Consider the following 19,063-nt stretch of genomic DNA (forward strand, 5'->3'; position numbering starts at 1 on the left):
ATTAGCCAAAAACACAAACCATAGTTGATTTGACTTTCATCTTAATGTTTAACCTTAAAGATGACAACTATGAAATCTTCACACACATTCACAATCCTGTTTTGGATTAACAAATCACGCATCGTAGATAGCAAAGCGGAACTCTTTGCACGAGTAACGGTAAATGGTCGTAGAACCAATCTTGGACTAAAACGTAAAATCGAGGTGGAACGATGGGACAACAAAGCCAAAAAAGCCATAGGTAATTCTGCTATTGCTAGAGAAATCAACAATCATATTGAGTCAGTTCGTGTTAGGCTTTATGATATCTACCAAGAAATGAAATATAATAGCGAGCTTATTACTGCTCAACTAATCAAGGCGAAATACAATGGTGAGGACGATAATTCTAAAACACTCCAAGAAATTCTTGCTTACCACAACCGCAAAATTGAAAATACTTTGGCCGCTGGTACTATTCGAAATTTTGGCGTTACTGAAAATTACATAAACCGATATCTGAACAAGAAACTTAAAACATCTGATATTTATTTAAGACAACTTGATTTTAAGTTCATCTCAGACTTTGAGACGTTCCTTGTTGGGTACTATCCATCTGGCCATCCAAAGGCGATGGGCCACAACACTGTAATGAAACACTTGCAGCGACTTAAAAAGATTGTAACGCTGGCTTATCATTTGGAATGGACTGACAAAGACCCTTTTATCAGATGGAAACCTACTTATGAATCGAAACAGCGTGAGTTTCTCAGCGCAAATGAGCTCTCCAACCTAGAAACTTACAAGTTTCCGTTAGAACGTCTGGACCGTGTTAGAGACCTTTTTGTATTTAGTTGCTACACGGGTATCAGCTATGCAGACATCATCAAATTAACTACGGATAATATTGTTTTAGGAATAGATGGAAGTAGATGGATTGTGACCAAAAGGCAGAAAACAAAAGTTCCCGTTAAAGTTCCACTTCTTGATAAAGCCGAGATTATTATCGAAAAATACTCTGAACACCCAGTAACATTGATTTCGGAAACACTACTTCCAGTGCTTACCAATGAAAAAATCAATCTTTATTTAAAGGAAATTGCTGATGCCGTGGGTATCAAAAAGAACTTGACCTTTCACATGGCAAGGCATACGTTTGCTACAACGGTTACGCTTTCCAATGGAGTTCCCATTGAAACTGTTTCCAAACTATTAGGTCATACCAAATTGGCTACGACCCAAATTTATGCCAGGGTACTTGATAAAAAGATTAGTGCTGATATGAATAACCTAAGACAAAAACTGAATCATAAAAAAGAAGAACAGCAAGTAAGCTCTAATTAAAAAAATCTTGAAATAGCGATTCGTAAAAAGCTGTCCTGCCTAAAATTGGCAAGAATGAGCTCTGAATCATCGATGTTGGAAAAGATACGTGCCTCTACTTCTGCAGTCCAATTGCTTCCAAAACGACGGGATGCTTCCATACTGAAGATGGTGCTACTTTGTTCCAAGTCTTTGATTCCCCCCAATAGGATGGACGTATCTTGCACATCGTTGAATGCAATTCGACTTCCAAAAAAGATATCATTTTGTAGTGCTGTCAAGGCTAATTCATCCCTTTCGTCATACAGATATTCTCCCAGCACACCAATGTCCAAACCATTGCCATCAATATTGCTAAATGTGAACTCTAGTCCGGCAGCAAGGGCGAAAAAATCCTGCGCATCGGCGTGGCGATAGATGGACTCCAGTTTCCACAGGAATGCATTATGTGTTATTTGCAGGTCTAGACCAGATTGATTTATGACAGGGTAAAAGGCATCAACATCTCCGGTTGGTGTAAATACGAACAAAGGTTCACGACCGTTGCCATAAAAGTGGGAAAGCCCAATATCAAAAGCACCTACATAATGCTTCCATCGAATCGCAATATCTTGCCTCCATTCCTCGGCTCCGCTCTCATAGCCAAGGTCGTCCTGGTCGATGACCGTACCAAAACGTAATCGCCCTTCTTCACCCGGGAATGTTCTTTTTCTATGAAACGGAAGATAGAAGAAATCAAATGTGCCCAGCTTATTCGTTATCAGGCTAAATTGGACCATTGGTTGACCCAATTTTTCTTCTCCGTCAAAAGTCTCAACGGCATCTGTTTGGTTGATGACATCCACCAAATGATTACTTTCAATAACGCCCCAATAAACTTTCTTCAACCCAACACTCAATTCCCAGTTATTCTTGGCTTTTTGATAATAGAGTTCTCGGATGTCCCAGTGCGTACGTTCATTGTCCCTATCCCATCTAAAGAACCCTTTAAAGTTGACGCTTTGATAGCCCTTGTCCCATTCTGCTGAATATTCAGGACGGAAAGCAATGGATGGATAATGGTCTTCTTGACCTTCAAATTGTGACTCTTCATAAAAGAAGCGATACTCGCCTTCAACTTCAAGTTCTACATCATGGGATACTTTCTTATTTTCTTCTTCTTGTGCATTTAGGCAAAGAACCATAAAAAAGAGGGTAACAAGTAATCCTAGTTTAGAATGTCTTTCCATAGTTATCAATTGTGCCAAATGACCACATTAATGCCACCTTAGAGCATGCACTAATGTGGCATTTGGACTTTAAAATTTAAAAGAAAGGTCAGTGGGGGATTAAAAAGCACTGACCTTTCGACACCAACCATCAATCAACGAAAAAACTAACTTCCTGCTCTTTTGAGTGCTACTTGGGTAAAATCATCGTCTGAAAGTCCTACCCCAAAATTGTAATCACTGAATTCAAGTAAGGTCTCCTTATTACTTTGGTGGTTGACCATATTAAAGGTGCTGGCTCTCCAAAACTTATCCTTGTACAATTTGTAACCGGAATAGGTCAAGGTCTTTAGAAGAGCGTTCTTTCGGTCGTAGAATTCGATTTTTTCAATACGATACCCTTTTTCCTTGTTGTACGAAACTACCCGACGGGTATATCCTGATTTTGGGTCTACAGGGTCTTGTTCCACAATCAGTAGAGGCCCCTCTTCACTGAGGAATTTATAACTATACTTTTCCACTTCTTGGGAAGAAAGGTCTTCATAAGCAAACTCACTGCCTACAAATGGCCCTGATTTGTTGTTTGACGAAATACGTTTCACCCTTGCAATGGAAGGCAAATACAGCCACTGGTCGTCACTGCCCACCTTATGGGTGAAAGTAAGTGTGGCTGTTCCCTCTACATCTTTCGGGCTGTTGAACACAATCAAGGATTTGTCACCATCCTCGGTCAATTCGAGAGTTTTGTTTTCCAAATAGCGTTCTGAGGTCTGCCCATTCTTATTCTTTAAGGTCATTTTTAAGGTCACGGTAGAACTCCCGAAACCAAGGTCTGCTTCTTCTGCAGCCTTGGCAATTTGCAAGCCACGTTCCTCTGCAGTTTGAGCATTTCCAAAAGCAACTGCCATAATAAGTGCTATGCTAGATAAAATCTGTTTTTTCATTTGTCTTGTATTTATATAATTGATGATTCTATTATTTGTCTAATTGTATTTCAGGTCTAAGTTCCCGTGCAGAGACATTTTCTTTATTGTCTCTGCTTATCAGTACCAGCAAGGAAGGGAGTAGTAAAAAATCGATGACCAAAGCCGAAATGATTATTATCACAGTGATTTGAGCCATATAACTGTTTAGTGCGAAAGGCGATGTTGATAACACGGCAAAACCTGCAACGAGAACCACGGTCGTTGTAACGAGTGCACGACCTACAGTTTCAAAGGCATATATCACAGCAGCCCTGGAGCTGTACCCGAGTTCTCTACGCGCCCTTAAAAATTTGCTCATAAAGTGTACTGTATCATCCACGATGATTCCGAGTGTCATAGCAAACACGGTGACCATTCCTGTATTAATGGTTCCCTTGTACAACCACCATAAACCGAAGCCAACCAACACCGGAGCCACGTTGGGAATAATACTGAGTAACCCCAGTTTAAAGTTTCGCAACGCGAGCATCAGTACCAACGATATAAGGATGAGGGCAATGATGTTTCCATTGAACATGCTTTCTGCCTGACGGAAATCCAATTTTGAGAACATCAGCGTAGGACTCACTCCAATGGCGTGCATTGGTTCAGGTGTATTGTCCTTTAACCATTGCTCTGCACGTTCAGCAAACGCTATCATTTCAACACTTGAGTTGTTTTCCAATGTTGCGGTAACACGCGTCTCTGATTTGTCCACATTTATTTGATTGTTCAAATCCAAACCAAAGGGCAGGGACAGTTCATATAGCAAAAGGTACTGTGCAGCCTCTTCCCGACTTGTAGGGACTTTATAATATGATGGGTTATCACCATGCATAGAGCGATTTACTCTTCTGGCGACCTCACTAAATGCATTTACATGCACTACTTCTGGTTGCTCTTCCAACCAATTTTCAAAAGCATTTAGCTTGGCTAAATATTGAGGATTGTTGATGCCGCCGCTTTCTCCACTTCCGACCGAAAACTCTACATTGTAGAAGCCTGTGAGGTTTTCATTGATGAAATCACTGTCCTGACGGAATTTTACCGAGGTGTCGAAATATTCTACAAACTCGTCATTAAAAACATTGAAGGTGGCGATATAGGCCAGTCCGGCAATGATAATCAGTGAGGTTGCCGTAATGACTTTAGGTCTACCCACAACCCAAAGGCCCAAGTTGGTGTACCAATCCAACTTATCCTTTTTCTCAAGTGCCTTCTTTTTGTTCCAAAGCGGGAAAATGGCCATTAAAGCAGGAAGCAATGTCGTGGAATACAAAAAGGCCATGGCCATGCCGAAGGCAACAATGTTACCCAAGTCCCAGATGGGCGGTACATCACCAAAATTGAAGGTCAAAAAACCGATGACCGTGGTAATACTTGTTATAAATACCGGCATGAAATTAAGTCGCATGCTTTCTACCAGTGCCTCTTTCTTTCCAAGTCCGTCCTTTCTTACTTTTTGTAAATAGGTAATAAGAATATGAATACTGTCTGCCACTGCAAGTGTCAAAATCATAGTGGGGAAGACAGCCGAGGGTGGGGTAAGCTTAATTCCCAGCAAACCGATAAAACCGAAGGCACTCATGAAAGAAAACATGAAAACCAATAATGTAGATAGCATCGCAAAGAAATTGCGTGTTAGCAAAAGGGTAAGTACAAGCACGATAAGAATCATAAGACCCGCCCTGGCAAAATCTTTTTCTGAATGCTCAAAGAAAGCGGCATTCAAAGGGACCAGGCCAGTGGTATAGACGTCAAATTCAGGATGCTTTTCCTGAAAATCACCAATCATTTTTCTAGCAGCGGCTGTTACTTCAGGAATTTCAACTGCACTATCCTCTCCCGGAAGTCGTACCGTTACATTTATGGCCGTAACACTGCCATCGTCATTTATAAGACGGTCTACCAACAATGGTTCCTTTAGAGCGGTTGCTCTAATCTGGTCGATTTCTGCGTCGGTCTTAGCTGCCGATTCATAGGAAAGGTCATCTACATATAAATCGTCACCTTCAGCACGTGTGTGTTGAAAATTGGTAATGGCATCTACTCTAGAAGAATACGGCGTGTTCCAAGCTTCAGCTGTAAGCTCTTCAATGGCAACCAAATTTTCACGGGTAAATACATTCTTGTTCTTGGGGGCCAGTACAATGACAATATTATCATCTTTGGTGTATTTGTCCTGAAGGGCATCAAAGGCTTCTAACTCCGGATTGCTCTCCGAGAAGAATACGTGATAATCGCCATCAAACTGCATCTTCCCTTGAGAGCCCAAGCCCATTGCCAAAAGTATACAGCCAATGAGGACAAACCATTTATACTTAATTACAAATTCGGCCCATTTTGTAGCGAAGGTGTTACCCGCTTTTTTTATTGCATTCATTTTTAGACAGTTTTGGTTTTGTTCTTGTATTGAGTATGACGTTCTAAATGTTTTAAATTGGACATTTTAGTTGACCGGTCAGCTATTATTATCGTATACCCCTTCTATTTTTATATTTGACTGCACACTATTTATAATTGACCAGTCATCTATTAGTGGTGCAAAAAAAATTACGCCCTCAATAAATGTTTTATCATCATTGTAAAATTATCAATGGGGTAACAATCATTCATTTCCTTCATACTAACCATAGCGCCCCTACCTGCATCTTCCATAAAGTTCACTAAATCCAATGCAGCGATACTGTTGTCAATTTCTCCATATTCTTGTGCCAATTCTACCACTTCGGTGATGTGCCCTTTCACTTTCTCCGTCTTATTCTCAATGGCCTTCCGAATAGGTTCGCTATGCTCGCCCATTTCATTGGCCAGATTACACCCCATACACCCCATCTTACAGTTGAACTCTTCCTTAAGGATGTGCGCTCGAAACTCATAAAAATTGATGAGCCGTTGCTTGGGACCTACTCCATTGTTTTGAAGTATTTCGAGAGCTGGTGGAAACATTTGATTAAAATATTTGTCAATAGCCTTCACAGCGAAATCTTCCTTGCTATCAAAATAAAAATAAAAGGAACCCTTAGGCACATCGGCTGCCTGCACAATATCATTAACACTGGTAGCATTGTAACCTTTGCTCCATAAAAGCATCATTCCCCTTTCAATGAGATGGTCCATTTTGACCTCGTGCTTTTTTGTTTTAGGCATGCTAATTACAGTTTCTCGGCCAAATATAATTAAAAAATTGACCAGTCGTCTATAAATTAGTAATTTTGTGTGAAATCAACAGATATTTTAACACAATCTTTACTTTTTATACCAGATATTTCTGGATTCACCCATTTTGTTCAGACCACTGAAAAACAGCATAGCGAACACGTCATAGCAGAACTACTCGAGGTGCTGATATCGGCCAATACCCAGAATATGCGATTGGCCGAGGTTGAAGGTGATGCCCTTTTCTTTTACAAGGAGAACCACATTCCTTCGCAGGAAAAACTATTGGCTCAGGTAGAAACCATGTACACTGCCTTTTACAGCCATTTAAAGATGATGGAAACCAATCGCATCTGCCCATGTCAAGCCTGTGCCACGGCGCCGAACCTAGAACTTAAAATTGTGCTTCATTGTGGTGAGTTGCAATTTTTGACGGTTCAGGGAAATAGAAAACCCTTTGGTGAAATGGTGATTGAAGCACATCGACTTCTAAAAAATTCCGTTGGGAGTGATAACTATGTCTTGATAAGCAGGAAACTTGCCGACAAAATTGGATTGCAGGCCACTTACGAAAGTATGTTGTTCAGCTTTGGTGAAGGTCAGGATACGTATGATGGCAGGCAACTGCCCTATTTGTTTGCGGTCATTGATGTCTCAAAACTGAAACTGCTCGGTTTCGAGCCACCAGAAATGGTGGTTACCAATCGCCCACCTGATTTTGTAATGGAATGGTCAATAAAAACGGATGGCTATGAGGTTTTTGAGATGTTAACCAACTATAGATTTCGCCATTTGTGGGTTGATGGTGTGGAAGAATTTTTATTCAATGAAAACGAAGTAACGCGTGGTGGTACTGAGCATGTATGCGTTATCAATGGAAAGCATTTCAATTTCTCTACAGTTATTAAAGAAGCTCCTGTCAATCAATTGGTGTATGGCGAACTTACTTCAGACCCACCACCAGTGCACAAGCTCTATCAGTTTTACATCATTGAGCCTATCGATGAAAACCAATGTGTTTTGAGGGTTGAACAGTTTTGGAAAACGAAAACGTTGTTACAAAAATTGCTGATGGCCACTATAGGTAAAAAACAGTTGACCCAAGGACTTAAATCTTCAATTGATAAGCTCCAAAGAGTTATGGAGGATAAAAACTTTCAGATGACTGAAGTCTGATTGGTCTGTTATTCTAGATACTTATCTCGAATCACATTAAAATGATGATGTTGATGACCAGATGCACATAACACAAACATTCTAACAGATAGTGAGAAACCATCCATTGAACCCATTAGTTTTAGCTCATTTTCACTCAATCTATCAATTAATGCTATCATTCGGTCCCTAACGTCAATGTATTCCTCAATCAACTGATGCTTACTTTTGCCAAGACCAGCTGCTGCTGTACCAGATTGTGTGTAGTAATTGTACTTTAAATTTGTTGGTGCTTCATTAATTGCAATGAGCATTTTTTCATACATAATCTCTTCATAATAAATAACGTGTTGCAATACTTCGGCGGTGGTCCATTTATTTTTTCCGTATTTGTAGGCTACTTTGTCGTCTGGAATTGAGGCAATAAATTCTAGCATGGCATTTTTAGAATTTAACAAAACTTCGGTCGCAGTTTCGCCTTGATATGCCTGGCTTGAATAATATGTGACCTGCGGGCTATATTCCGATTTAGGTATTTTACTGTGTAACATATGTTTTTCTATTTTAGCTTTACTTTCTTGTGATGTACAAGAACCAAATGTAAGACAGCTTATCACTGCCCATAAGTAATGTTGTAGCTTCATAATTAGTGTATTCAAGGTGTTAGAATAAAATTTATTACGTGCTTCAGTTGGGCGTTCCAATTCTTAAAATCGTGTGCTCCATCTGTTTCATGCATTTTAACTTGATAGCCCTTTCCCTCGTAACTTGCTTTTAACGGTGGTAAATATCTTTCGGCGTCATTTGTACCCGTGGATAGGAAGATTTTCAAGTCTTTGTTTTTGGAAAAGGCAATGTGCTTCATCAATTCTTGCTGGCAAGGATATGTAACAGGAGATAGCATACCATAACTTTGAAAAGATGTCGCGGTGGCTGAAAAATAAGTTGCATTCAACCCGCCAAAAGAGATACCCACTAAGCTACGCTCTTTTGACTTTCGCTTCCTCCCAAGAGGAAATACGCTTTCATCAATATGTGGAATAAGCTCCTCTTCAAAAAATCTTCGGTAATTCTCATTGCAGAAAAAGTATTCGTTCCTGAAATCGACACCGGAGGTCTCATCTATGGTACTCACAAAAACGTAAAATGCAACAGGGACCTTATTCGCTCTTGTTAACCGCTCAATTACATTCAAACTACCGTTTTCTATCATCTTTTGCCCATCCGTCAGATACACGATGGGTTTATCACGAACTTCGGGAGCGGTGTCAAAAGCGGTAATGCTTATAGACCTATTCAAGTGGAGGCTTTCCAGCAAGAATTGGGTGGTCTGAGCGTTAACGCTAAGAGAAAACAATACTAAGAATATAACATTGGAATACCTCATGAACAAAAGTATAGGGGGCTACACCAAATCCGTAACCCCCAATAACACACCAACCATGAATATGAGCTACTTTGTAGCAGCCAATGCCACATTGGCCATCATTTCAGAGCATGCCTGATTGAGGAACCCACTAAACTGCTCCTCGGTCATCTGAGGATTCTCTACAAACGCATCATAATTTCCAGTCCAAACAATCATAGATTTTTGGTAACCCAAGTCGACCACCTTAAAGTTGTTGACCATGCCCGTGGCAGGCACACCCTCTACAACGGCATAGCTATAGCTACGTGCCGCATCATCAAAGGCAATGATATTCTCCTTGAACTTACCTTGACCATCAGGGGCAATACAGACCCGGCTGCCCCCTATCCCTTTGGGTCCCGTGAATTCCACTTTACCTACAAAACTCGATATCTTGTCAATATTGTCCAATTTTCGTAGTTCGGCCCAGACATCATCCGCCGATGTCTCCACAATTTTTGTCAGGGTGATTTTGGCATCGGCATTTTGAGCACTAATTTGTGTAAAACCGAAAACTGCAAAAGCAACTACGGCTATCATTTTTGTGATTCTCATTTTTATTGTTTTAGAAATTATTACCCTACTTAGATTCAAAACCTACAACACTGTGACAGGTTTTCTGTTTTTTTGCTTATTATGCTCTAAGTTGTCACACATTCCCATCTTGCACATCTAAATAAAAATACTATGCCATGGAAAACCCATTTTTAAAAGAATATACAAGTGATAAAACGGACCACCAGCTAGTTGATGAGGCCAATAAGGGCAACAAAAAATCTTTGGAAGACCTTATCTTAAAACATCAGCCCTATATCTATAATATTGCCTGGAAAATGGTTCACAATCCTACTGATGCAAAAGACCTTACTCAAGAGGCCATAATAAAAATCATTACTCATCTTTCCAAATTTGAAAACAGGAGTGCCTTTAGGACCTGGGCTTACAGAATTGTGGCCAATCATTTCCTGATGTCAAAAAGAAGGCCTAATGAATCCATTTTTGAAAGCTTTGATAAAATGGCCCAAGGACTCGATATGACCCCCGACCAACCTCTTACACCACTGGAACAAGAGGAAAAGAGGGAATTTATTAAAGAGATGAACTACAGCTGTATGAGCGGAATGCTACTGTGCCTTACTCGCGACCAACGATTGGTGTACATCTTGGGTGAAATGTTCAATGCAGACCACACCATAGGTTCTGAAATCCTTGAGATTTCAAAAGATAATTTCAGACAAAAATTATCACGTGCCCGCAGAGACCTTTTCAACTTTATGAACGACAAATGCGGCCTAGTGAATAAAGCCAACCCCTGTCGGTGTCATAAGAAAGTAACTTTTGCCTTGGACAATAAGGTCATTGACAGCAAGAATCTTCTTTTTAACCGAAAAGAGTTTTCGAATTTTAAACAACACATTCGCAAGGATGCTGATGAGATGCTTGACATTGTGGACGAGAAATATGCAGAGCTCTACGGTCAATTGCCTTATAAAGATAATTTTGATAAAAAGACATTTTTGCAGGATATATTGAGTGATGACCATATCAAAAACTTAATGAAACTAGACTGATGCGGCTATCCAAACAATTATCCGCCTTACTTACACTTTTATTCACCTCATGGATGCCTATGAATGCACAGAAAAGCTCGTTCAAAACCGAATTTTTAAAAAAATGGGAAAACAGTTTGGAATATACCTTAGAGGTGGCCAAGAAAATGCCCGAAGAGCATTTTAACTTCAAACCTGCAGAAGGAGTTCGCTCTTTCGGCGAACAACTGGTCCACATAGGAGAAGGAATCGCATATATCGGCAATTCAGCATTAAAATTTCAGACTTTTCCTCAACCAGGCAATACAAATGACAAAGAAGCCGTAGTATCCTATTTAAAACTTCAGTATAGCGCTTTACAAGAAGCTGTCAAATCAAAGGAGGCTTCATACTTTGAAGAAACCACCTCTTTTTGGGCAGGTAGAATGACCGGAAGAAAAATATTGAATATCGTTTTTGACCATTGCACGCATCACCGGGCACAAGCCATCGTACATCTAAGGATAAATGGTAAAAGACCGCCGGACTATATGGGTTGGTAACCCCCAAATTAGAAAAGCCTGAGCCAAAACTCAGGCTTTTTTTATGCAAAGTTGTCACAGGCCCTTCCGCTTTGAATCTAAGTAGAAATTGTTTTCAAGAACAACTTGTGTTCTCTAAAACATAAATTTCAACAACCCATGAAAATCAAAAAAACACTACTAATAAGTGCTCCCGCCACCAAGGTTTGGGAAACACTTTACACCAATTATGCCGATAGTTGTGACTGGGCAAGTACGGTAAATGAGTCAAAAGAACGTGAAGTTGCTGGCAGTGAATATATGGGCAGAACCTGCTCTACGGTCTTTGGGGACGTAAGTGAAATCATAGATAAGGCAGATGAAGAAAAGATGGAATTGCAGTACCATCTTGATGACACTCCATTCATTATGAAGGCTGCGAATGCCAACTGGAAGGTTAAACCTTTGAGTGTTAATACTTCAGAAGTGACGATGGACTTGGATGTTACCCTCGCTACCCTTCCTGGTCTTCTGATGGGCTGGATGATAAAACCCAAGATGCGAAAAGACCTGAACCAAACCCTTGAAGACCTGAAATACTACATAGAAACAGGAAAGCAATCTGAGGCAAAAATAAAATCGGACAAAAAATACTTTAAAAAGAAAGGCAATAAAGCCGCATAATACTTTAAAATCAAAAACAATGAAAATAGCAATAAAATCCACGATTGCATTGATGGCATTGGTACTCACAAGCTCATTTGTAAATGCCCAAAGTATGAGCAAAAAATTCAAGACCATTAAGGTCGAAATAAAAATCAATGCTCCGGCCGAACAGGTGTGGGAGGCAATGGTCGAAGATTATGGAGAAATTTCAAACTTCTCACCCTATATCTATACCTCAGATTATATCAACGGTTCGGTAAAAGGAGTCGAGGGAGCTACCCGAAAATGCTCTTTCAACGAAAAAGGCTCCCGATGGACTCATGAACGCATTGCAGAGATTGACAAAGCGAATATGACCATGCGGAATATTGTTATCGATGCCCAAAAGTTTCCACTTAATATGGACAATTCGCAGGCCTACTATACCGTGCGAGATAATGGTGACGGTACCTCTACCGCAGGGTATGAGTTTCAGTACAGAACAAAACCGGCCTTTATGGGTGGCTTTGTGAAAGGCCAGTTCAAAAAACAATTGGGCGGCACTTTGGTAGGCCTAAAACATTATATCGAGACTGGTGAGATTGTACGAGCTGGAAATGGAAAATATGATGAAATAAAGGACAAGTACCCTAAAGCGACAGTTATTAAAACAAAATAATGGGCAGTTGTTCTAACATACGAATGCTCCAATTAAATCAACTTACAAAGAAAATCGATATGACAAATCAAGAAATAGCAAACAGATTGGTAGGTCTCTTAAGAGAAGGAAAGTTCAATGACGTATATGATGAACTGTTCCATCCCGAAGCGCACCACATTGAACCACAGTCCGAACATTTTTCAGATGTGAAGGGTGTGGAGGCCATAAAGGCGAAAGATGCTGCCATGGGTGAACATTTAGCCGGAATCGAATCCATGGAAGTAGGAAACGCCATTGTGGCCTCAAAACATATTGCGATTCCCTACAAATTGACGGCTAATCTTAAAGATGGCAATCAAATGGCGTTGGATGAGATTATTGTCTATGAGGTCAAAAATGGGAAGATAGTGAGCGAGCAGTTTTTCTATTAGAACTTTTTAGCTAAAAACAATGACTTTATTTTCCAAGTATTTGCCTATTTAATCCATTTCAAGAAGAGTTGAAAACCCGAAATTGGGGGATAAACTTGTCATAATGAATAATCCGTTTATAAAATCCAATCATGCAACTAAGAAGGAAGATATTGATTTAGTAGTTAAGGCACAATCTGGGAACAAAAAGGCACTAAATTCCTTGATAGATAAGCACAGAGTGTTCATATATAATATTGCATGGAAAATGGTTCGCAACCAAGCAGATGCCGAAGATTTAACACAAGAGGCATTAATCAAAGTCGTTACTCATTTAGGGCAATTTGAGGGAAGAAGCTCCTTTACTACTTGGTGCTACCGTATCGTGACCAACCATTTTTTAATGTCGAAACGTAAGAAAGATGAAATCACCTTAACCAGTTTTGATGAAATGTCTGAAGTGTTGGAAAATACACCGGATAAAACCTTGACAGAGCAAGAGAAAAATGAAAATAGAGCACTAATTAAAGAGATGAATTATTATTGTATGAGCGGCATGTTGCTCTGCCTCACTAGGGAGCAAAGACTGGTTTATATTCTTGGCGAGATGTTCAACGCTGACCATACTATTGGGTCAGAAATACTGAACATATCAAAAGGTAATTTTAGACTTCGACTTTCCCGTGCCCGTTCAGACCTCTATAATTTTATGAATAATAACTGTGGGTTGGTTAACAAATCCAACCCTTGCCGATGTCACAAAAAGGTGACTTTCGCCGTAAACAATAAAATCATAGATAACAGGAATCTACTCTTTAATCAAAAGCATTTTGCCAGTTTTAGAAATGCCCTACATAAAGACGCAGATAAAATGGTTGACATAATTGATGAAAAGTATGCCACGCTATATGGAGAATTACCATTTAAGGAAGATTTTGAGAAGAAAACTTTTTTGAAAAATATTATTGAGGATAAGCAAATTAAAGATTTAATGAGATTGAATTAACAACTAGCACCGACCATAAGTTGTAACACATCTCTCTTTTTTGAATCAAAAGTGTAAAACCGCTTTGTAAAGCGAATAAAACACTTTCCTATGCACATTCTTATAACAAAACAAGTAAATGCTCCAGCTGAAAAAGTTTGGGAAGTACTTTGGCATAATTACAACCGCTCTTGTGATTGGGCCAGTACTGTTAATCATTCTGAGGCCAGAGAAGATTTAACCGAAAACCTCGGAGGAAGAAAATGTCATTCATCCTATGGCGAAGTAAGTGAAATTATTGATTATGTAAATGATGATGAAATGAATCTTAAATATCATTTAGACGGAACCCCTGCTATGATTAAATCGGGGAAGGCTAATTGGAAAGTCAACCCAACAGGAACCGACACAAGTGAGATTGTTATGAATTTGGATGTTGAACTGGCATTGATACCCAGATTATTGATGACATGGATGATAAAGCCGAAAATGCATAAGGACATGAGTCAGACAGTTGAAGACTTAAAGCATTTTGTTGAGACTGGAAAACAGACAGAGGCCAAGAAAAAGTCGGACGCCAAATTCAAAAAAAAGAAAGGTAACAAAACCGCATAACACTTTAAAATCTATTATAAATGAAACATTTAGCAATAAAAGGACTGGCCATATTGACCATAGCAATTGGGATGAACTCTTGCCAGCAACCAAAAACCGTAGAAAAAGAAGTTATTAAAGAGGTTTATAAGCCCACAGACATACAAGTATTGAAAGCTCAGTATGATTTGCAAGCCAGCCTATTTTCAAAGAACCTGGATGGCATTTCAGATACGGAAGCTGACAGACGGATTAACAATGCCAATAGTCTGGCCTGGATAGCAGGTCATACGGTTGATATTCAGTATAACTTAGCCATGTTACTAGGGCAGGCCACAGAAAACCCTTATGCAGAGCAATTTGCCTTTGGAAAGACTTTTGACCCTTCAGCAAAATATCCTCGACTTTCAAAAATGAAGGATGATTTTGACGCACTGACCCCAAAAATCTCAGCGGCACTAGAAAACCTAAGCGAAGAGCAGTTAAACGCAGATGCGCCATTCCCCATTCCTTTTCCTGAACAAACAATACGTGGTTTATATGCCTTTCAAATGCATCACATTGGATATGAACTTGGTCAAATAGGATTGTACCGCAAATTCCTGGGTAAAACAGCATTTAGTTATCAATAAAATTAATTCGTAGCAAATGACAAATCAAGAAATAGCAAACAGATTAGTAGGCCTCTTAAGAGAGGGAAAGTTCAATGATGTATACGATGAGTTGTTTCATCCCAATGCCCATCACATTGAACCACAGAGCGAACATTTTTCAGATGTAAAGGGAGTGGAGGCCATCAAGGCAAAAGATGCCGCCATGGGTGAACATTTGGCCGGAATCGAGTCAATGGAAGTAGGTAATGCCATTGTGGCTTCAAAACATATTGCGATTCCCTATAAATTGACGGCCAATCTTAAAGATGGCAATCAAATGGCGTTGGATGAGATTATCGTCTATGAGATAGATAATGGAAAAATAGTTAGCGAGCAGTTTTTCTATTAGGCCTTTTTAGCTAAAAACGACCTTAATCTCCATGAATTCGACCATTTTGACCCAACCTGGCAATCAAATTCTTTGGATTTCGGTTGTCTAAATTAAAATAGGGTCTCATGGATAAATAGAGATTTAACAGCTTTCTAATACTGGTTTTTAATATTTTCTTGTATTATGATAAGCGTTAAAAATCAAAAAACATAGCTCAATCATGAAAGAAAAATTAAGGTCTAAAGTATTTTATATTGCTGCACTGGTATTTCTTATTGCTGGTTGTCAACAGCCAGTAAGTGAAAAATGGCAATTGGTATTTCAAACGGATAAATCTGGGAACGTGGTCCATGGCACAAAACAGGAGCTGATTCAATATGTTCGTGACGGGCATCCCATTCGTATTGGGTGGGAATCTATGGGAAAGACCTCTGTTGAGCATACCATTGATGTACGGTTTTTGACCATTGCCAATGAGAAGGAAGTCTTTGCAATGTTGGAACCGTTTTGGGCGCAACGACCTGACCTCAAAAGTGATACATTGAGTATTGTTCCTGTTGGAAGTGAAACCAACTGGATTTTGAGCAGCAACGGTTTGCGGAGCAGTATGATGGTGGATAAAACAAATGACACCATCATAAATTATAAGCCCGATTTATTTGGCCTCCCGATTAAATGGTTCGTCAAAAAGTGACTTTATAAAAATGATGTGAATCCCACCGCTATTTGATGAGATGTGTGTCGCTTACCGCACTCTTTTCTTTGGTTTTCATAACTAACCAGTATTCTCATATTCTTTTCAGCTAAAAATTTACCCAAAGTTATCACACATCCTTTGATTTGGCATCTAAGTATAAAATAGGGTTTGACCTTATTTTACAAGAATTTGCCCTTTTTGTCAAAGTCAAATTTCTTGATTTCAACTAGTTTATCATCAATAAACGAAGGCATGGAAATTACTTTTACCGAACCCATAGACAAACCCAGCAAAAACGTTCAGTTAGCTCTGGAGGAAGCCTACAACGTATTCTCGCAATCAGGTCTTATAGAAAACGGAAGCATCTCTAAAAAATATCAACTTTATTTTGCGTGCCTTAAAAACGGTAGTCTTTACCAAAAAATGCGAAACACTTTAGTATTAGCGAGGGTAAGGCCACAACAGCGTTCGAAATCTGCTTCAGAATTGGAGGTTACTTTATTATTTAATTTTGATAATGCCACGGTCGTGTCAAGAATCCGTTATTGGCTATGGGAAAGGAAAATATGTAGGGTAATCGTGAAAAAAGTTATTCGCGATTTCAGAAAAAGAGTCGAGAAATGGACCTAATTCAAAACTTGAATTATCTATTGTGGTGGTTAATAACAGCAATTCAAAATGAGAATACAAAAATTAGCAATACTACTTTTAATCTGTCCTCTTTATTCTATTGGACAGTTAAAAATAACGAAAGAGGAAGCAAAAGAAGATATAGTTTGGTTGGAGAAAGCATTGGAGTATGTACATCCTCGAATCTATAAGTATAACACTAAAAAGTCCTTTGACTCAATTTTTGGTAAAGCCCATAAAAAAATTGAAGCGTCCAATAATTCCATACTGGCGATAGATGTCCTGAGCGAAGTCAGTAAAATAAATGCTCATGTCAATTGTGGGCATTTATATACAATCCCTCAATTTGAACTGGAGCAAGAGATTTTGGCTAAAAAAGTTATGCCATTTCATGTGAAAATTCTGCAAGACGAAATTTTTATTATCAATGATTGTAGTGATGCAGCAGGTAAACTTAATGGAGCTAAACTGCTTACGGTAAATGGTAAAAGTTCAGCTACAATCCTCCAAGAAATGAAGGAAGGCATAGCAACAGATGGATATATAGACACTAGAAAGAACAGGCTAATTGAGCATTATTTTAGCACTACCTATTATGGTTTTGACCTTTACTATTACTTACACGTAGATAGAAGCCAAACGTTCCAAATTGAGTACGAGGAGCATGGAAGTAAAGAGATTAAAAAAGTAACGCTTTCGGGCATCAGCAGTTCCGATAGAGCAAATATCTTGCTTAAAAAGTACCATGTAGACGAAAGAATCTGGTTTAAAACACCTTCTCCAAGGTTTGAAATCAGCGATAGCAATAGGTATGCGCTCTTGACCGTATCTCGTTCCTTTTATAATGCCAAAATAGACCCTGACTTTGATGAATTGTTAGATGATGCTTTTCGACAATTGAAAGAACGAAAAATACCGAATCTAATTCTTGACCTACGGAACAATGGTGGAGGAAGTGAACACCAGCAAATGGAACTAATTTCGTATTTGTATGATAAGCCCTTTAAGCTCTATGACAATATTTACCTCAGTCATTTAGATTATCGCCCGCTTAAGTCCATAATTATCGAAAGAGATTCAGTTGACCTGGTGTTTAACAATGATGATGAGTATATGCGAAAGTTTTCAAACGATTTATGGGTAAGCAACTATAGGTATGGTAAGAACCTGCAACTTCAACCTCCAAAGAAGAATGTATTCAAAGGCAACCTGTATGTGCTAATCAATGGAACAACTTTTTCAAGTGCAGGAGATTTGGCCTCTGATATTAGAAAAACAACAGATGCAGTTTTTATTGGGGAAGAATCAGGAGGGACTTTTGAAGGTCCTACTGGTGGTGCCAACATTGTAGTGCAGCTTCCCAACAGTAAGATAATGGTTCGAATATCGCCAAATATCCAAATGGGGTACATGTATTCAAAGCACCCCATTGGTCGGGGAGTAATACCTGACCACAAAATTGTATACTCCATTGATGATGTTCTGCGAAATGAGGACTTAGAGTTAAAAAAAGTACTACAGCTAATTGAGAATAATTAATTCTTAGGATGTAAAACCATTCTACAATTAGGTACAAAACTTTATCCACTCTTTGACCCTATTTTCCAAGTTCTTGCTGTTTTTGACCAAGTGATTTTTCTGATTTTCTGGCAATTTTATGTTGTAAAAATCACCGAATGCCCAGTAGTAAATCAAACATCAATGTTCATCAAACAATTATAGTGGATGCCGGGATAAACGAAGTCTGGAAGGCATTGGCAGAAGACTTTGACAAAATCGGCGAATGGTCATCTGGAGTCAATCATTCAGAAGGTTTTGGAGAACCTGTGAATGGTTCTATGTGTGGTGAAAGGGCTTGCAAAATCAATGCGCCAGGATTTAGCAATGCCAAGGAACGAATAACCGTGTACGACAAAAACTCATACATGCTCTCTTATGACTTGTATGAAGGCGTCCCATCTTTTGTAAAAAGTGCGGAAATCACTTGGATGTTGATGCCAATAAAAGAGAAGACCCAAATGCAGGTGGTTTCTAAAATGCGGGCAACTGGTCTTCTTGGTTTTCTAATGCGTGGTTTTATGCGTTCAAGCACAAAAAATGCACTACGCTCCATGTGCGAAGAACTTGCCTACTACATCGAAAATAATAAGCCGCATCCTAAAAAGATGAAAGCAATAGAAAAATTCAACAAAAAGAAAAAGTAACAGTAA

General features: G+C 39.2%; 22 protein-coding genes. 15 read left to right on the forward strand and 7 right to left on the reverse strand.

Annotated elements, in window-relative coordinates; translation table 11 throughout:
* The first annotated feature begins 69 nt into the window (after positions 1–69).
* Positions 70–1,323 (forward strand): site-specific integrase, encoded by a 1,254-nt coding sequence (locus ACRHOZ_RS04085; protein ID WP_374957564.1) that lies wholly within the window; start codon positions 70–72, stop codon positions 1,321–1,323.
* Here the strand turns inward: ACRHOZ_RS04085 and ACRHOZ_RS04090 are convergent.
* The 4 genes from ACRHOZ_RS04090 to ACRHOZ_RS04105 all read right to left on the reverse strand — a co-directional run bounded on the left by ACRHOZ_RS04090 (position 1,320) and on the right by ACRHOZ_RS04105 (position 6,625).
* Positions 1,320–2,531, reverse strand: coding sequence for a hypothetical protein (locus ACRHOZ_RS04090; RefSeq protein WP_431122666.1), 1,212 nt, complete (start codon positions 2,529–2,531; stop codon positions 1,320–1,322). The genes ACRHOZ_RS04085 and ACRHOZ_RS04090 overlap by 4 nt on opposite strands.
* A 146-nt stretch (positions 2,532–2,677) precedes the next feature.
* Positions 2,678–3,454: an outer membrane lipoprotein-sorting protein gene (locus ACRHOZ_RS04095; protein WP_431122668.1), complete on the reverse strand. Its 777-nt coding sequence runs from the start codon at positions 3,452–3,454 to the stop codon at positions 2,678–2,680.
* Between the two features lie 31 nt (positions 3,455–3,485).
* Positions 3,486–5,858, reverse strand: a complete 2,373-nt coding sequence (locus ACRHOZ_RS04100) for an efflux RND transporter permease subunit (RefSeq protein WP_431122670.1) — start codon at positions 5,856–5,858, stop codon at positions 3,486–3,488.
* Positions 5,859–6,028: 170 nt separating this feature from the next.
* Entirely contained in the window at positions 6,029–6,625 is a 597-nt protein-coding gene (locus ACRHOZ_RS04105; RefSeq protein ID WP_431122673.1) for a TetR/AcrR family transcriptional regulator, read from the reverse strand.
* A 69-nt stretch (positions 6,626–6,694) separates the two neighbouring features.
* On the opposite strand from ACRHOZ_RS04105, the gene ACRHOZ_RS04110 reads away from it, so the two are divergent.
* Positions 6,695–7,810, forward strand: coding sequence for a DUF2652 domain-containing protein (locus tag ACRHOZ_RS04110; protein ID WP_431122676.1), 1,116 nt, complete (start codon positions 6,695–6,697; stop codon positions 7,808–7,810).
* 8 nt (positions 7,811–7,818) lie between these two features.
* Here ACRHOZ_RS04110 and ACRHOZ_RS04115 read toward each other — a convergent pair whose 3' ends face one another.
* From ACRHOZ_RS04115 to ACRHOZ_RS04125, 3 genes are all read right to left on the reverse strand, one after another.
* Positions 7,819–8,433 (reverse strand): DinB family protein, encoded by a 615-nt coding sequence (locus ACRHOZ_RS04115; protein ID WP_431122678.1) that lies wholly within the window; start codon positions 8,431–8,433, stop codon positions 7,819–7,821.
* An 11-nt stretch (positions 8,434–8,444) separates the two neighbouring features.
* A complete protein-coding gene (locus ACRHOZ_RS04120; RefSeq protein ID WP_431122681.1) occupies positions 8,445–9,107 on the reverse strand; it encodes an alpha/beta hydrolase in 663 nt (220 codons plus the stop codon).
* A 135-nt stretch (positions 9,108–9,242) separates the two neighbouring features.
* Positions 9,243–9,752 carry an SRPBCC family protein gene (locus tag ACRHOZ_RS04125; protein WP_431122684.1) on the reverse strand — a complete coding sequence of 170 codons (510 nt, stop codon included), beginning with the start codon at positions 9,750–9,752 and terminating at the stop codon, positions 9,243–9,245.
* A 137-nt stretch (positions 9,753–9,889) separates the two neighbouring features.
* Here ACRHOZ_RS04125 and ACRHOZ_RS04130 point away from each other — a divergent pair, with 137 nt between their 5' ends.
* From ACRHOZ_RS04130 to ACRHOZ_RS04190, 13 genes are all read left to right on the forward strand, one after another.
* On the forward strand, positions 9,890–10,768 hold the full coding sequence (locus tag ACRHOZ_RS04130) for an RNA polymerase sigma factor (RefSeq protein WP_431122686.1): 879 nt from the start codon (positions 9,890–9,892) through the stop codon (positions 10,766–10,768).
* Positions 10,768–11,289: a DinB family protein gene (locus ACRHOZ_RS04135; protein ID WP_431122689.1), complete on the forward strand. Its 522-nt coding sequence runs from the start codon at positions 10,768–10,770 to the stop codon at positions 11,287–11,289. Before ACRHOZ_RS04130 ends, ACRHOZ_RS04135 begins: the two co-directional genes overlap by 1 nt.
* Positions 11,290–11,427: 138 nt before the next feature.
* Positions 11,428–11,931, forward strand: coding sequence for an SRPBCC family protein (locus ACRHOZ_RS04140; RefSeq protein ID WP_431122691.1), 504 nt, complete (start codon positions 11,428–11,430; stop codon positions 11,929–11,931).
* A gap of 19 nt (positions 11,932–11,950) precedes the next feature.
* On the forward strand, positions 11,951–12,571 hold the full coding sequence (locus ACRHOZ_RS04145; RefSeq protein WP_431122693.1) for an SRPBCC family protein: 621 nt from the start codon (positions 11,951–11,953) through the stop codon (positions 12,569–12,571).
* 59 nt (positions 12,572–12,630) lie between these two features.
* Positions 12,631–12,984, forward strand: coding sequence for a SnoaL-like domain-containing protein (locus ACRHOZ_RS04150; protein ID WP_431122695.1), 354 nt, complete (start codon positions 12,631–12,633; stop codon positions 12,982–12,984).
* A gap of 103 nt (positions 12,985–13,087) precedes the next feature.
* Entirely contained in the window at positions 13,088–13,969 is an 882-nt protein-coding gene (locus tag ACRHOZ_RS04155) for an RNA polymerase sigma factor (RefSeq protein WP_431122698.1), read from the forward strand.
* A 90-nt stretch (positions 13,970–14,059) separates the two neighbouring features.
* Positions 14,060–14,563 (forward strand): SRPBCC family protein, encoded by a 504-nt coding sequence (locus ACRHOZ_RS04160; RefSeq protein ID WP_431122700.1) that lies wholly within the window; start codon positions 14,060–14,062, stop codon positions 14,561–14,563.
* Positions 14,564–14,583: 20 nt separating this feature from the next.
* On the forward strand, positions 14,584–15,174 hold the full coding sequence (locus tag ACRHOZ_RS04165; protein ID WP_431122702.1) for a DinB family protein: 591 nt from the start codon (positions 14,584–14,586) through the stop codon (positions 15,172–15,174).
* A 16-nt stretch (positions 15,175–15,190) separates the two neighbouring features.
* Complete coding sequence (locus ACRHOZ_RS04170) at positions 15,191–15,544, forward strand: SnoaL-like domain-containing protein (protein WP_431122704.1); 354 nt, start codon at positions 15,191–15,193, stop codon at positions 15,542–15,544.
* Positions 15,545–15,746: 202 nt separating this feature from the next.
* Positions 15,747–16,220, forward strand: a complete 474-nt coding sequence (locus tag ACRHOZ_RS04175) for a hypothetical protein (protein WP_431122706.1) — start codon at positions 15,747–15,749, stop codon at positions 16,218–16,220.
* A 255-nt stretch (positions 16,221–16,475) separates the two neighbouring features.
* Positions 16,476–16,853 (forward strand): hypothetical protein, encoded by a 378-nt coding sequence (locus ACRHOZ_RS04180; RefSeq protein ID WP_431122708.1) that lies wholly within the window; start codon positions 16,476–16,478, stop codon positions 16,851–16,853.
* 48 nt (positions 16,854–16,901) lie between these two features.
* Positions 16,902–18,392, forward strand: coding sequence for a S41 family peptidase (locus ACRHOZ_RS04185; RefSeq protein WP_431122711.1), 1,491 nt, complete (start codon positions 16,902–16,904; stop codon positions 18,390–18,392).
* Between the two features lie 137 nt (positions 18,393–18,529).
* Positions 18,530–19,057, forward strand: a complete 528-nt coding sequence (locus tag ACRHOZ_RS04190) for an SRPBCC family protein (protein ID WP_431122713.1) — start codon at positions 18,530–18,532, stop codon at positions 19,055–19,057.
* The last annotated feature ends 6 nt before the right edge of the window (positions 19,058–19,063 follow it).

The organism is Flagellimonas flava, from assembly GCF_050617915.1.
GTDB classification, from domain to species: domain Bacteria; phylum Bacteroidota; class Bacteroidia; order Flavobacteriales; family Flavobacteriaceae; genus Flagellimonas; species Flagellimonas flava_A.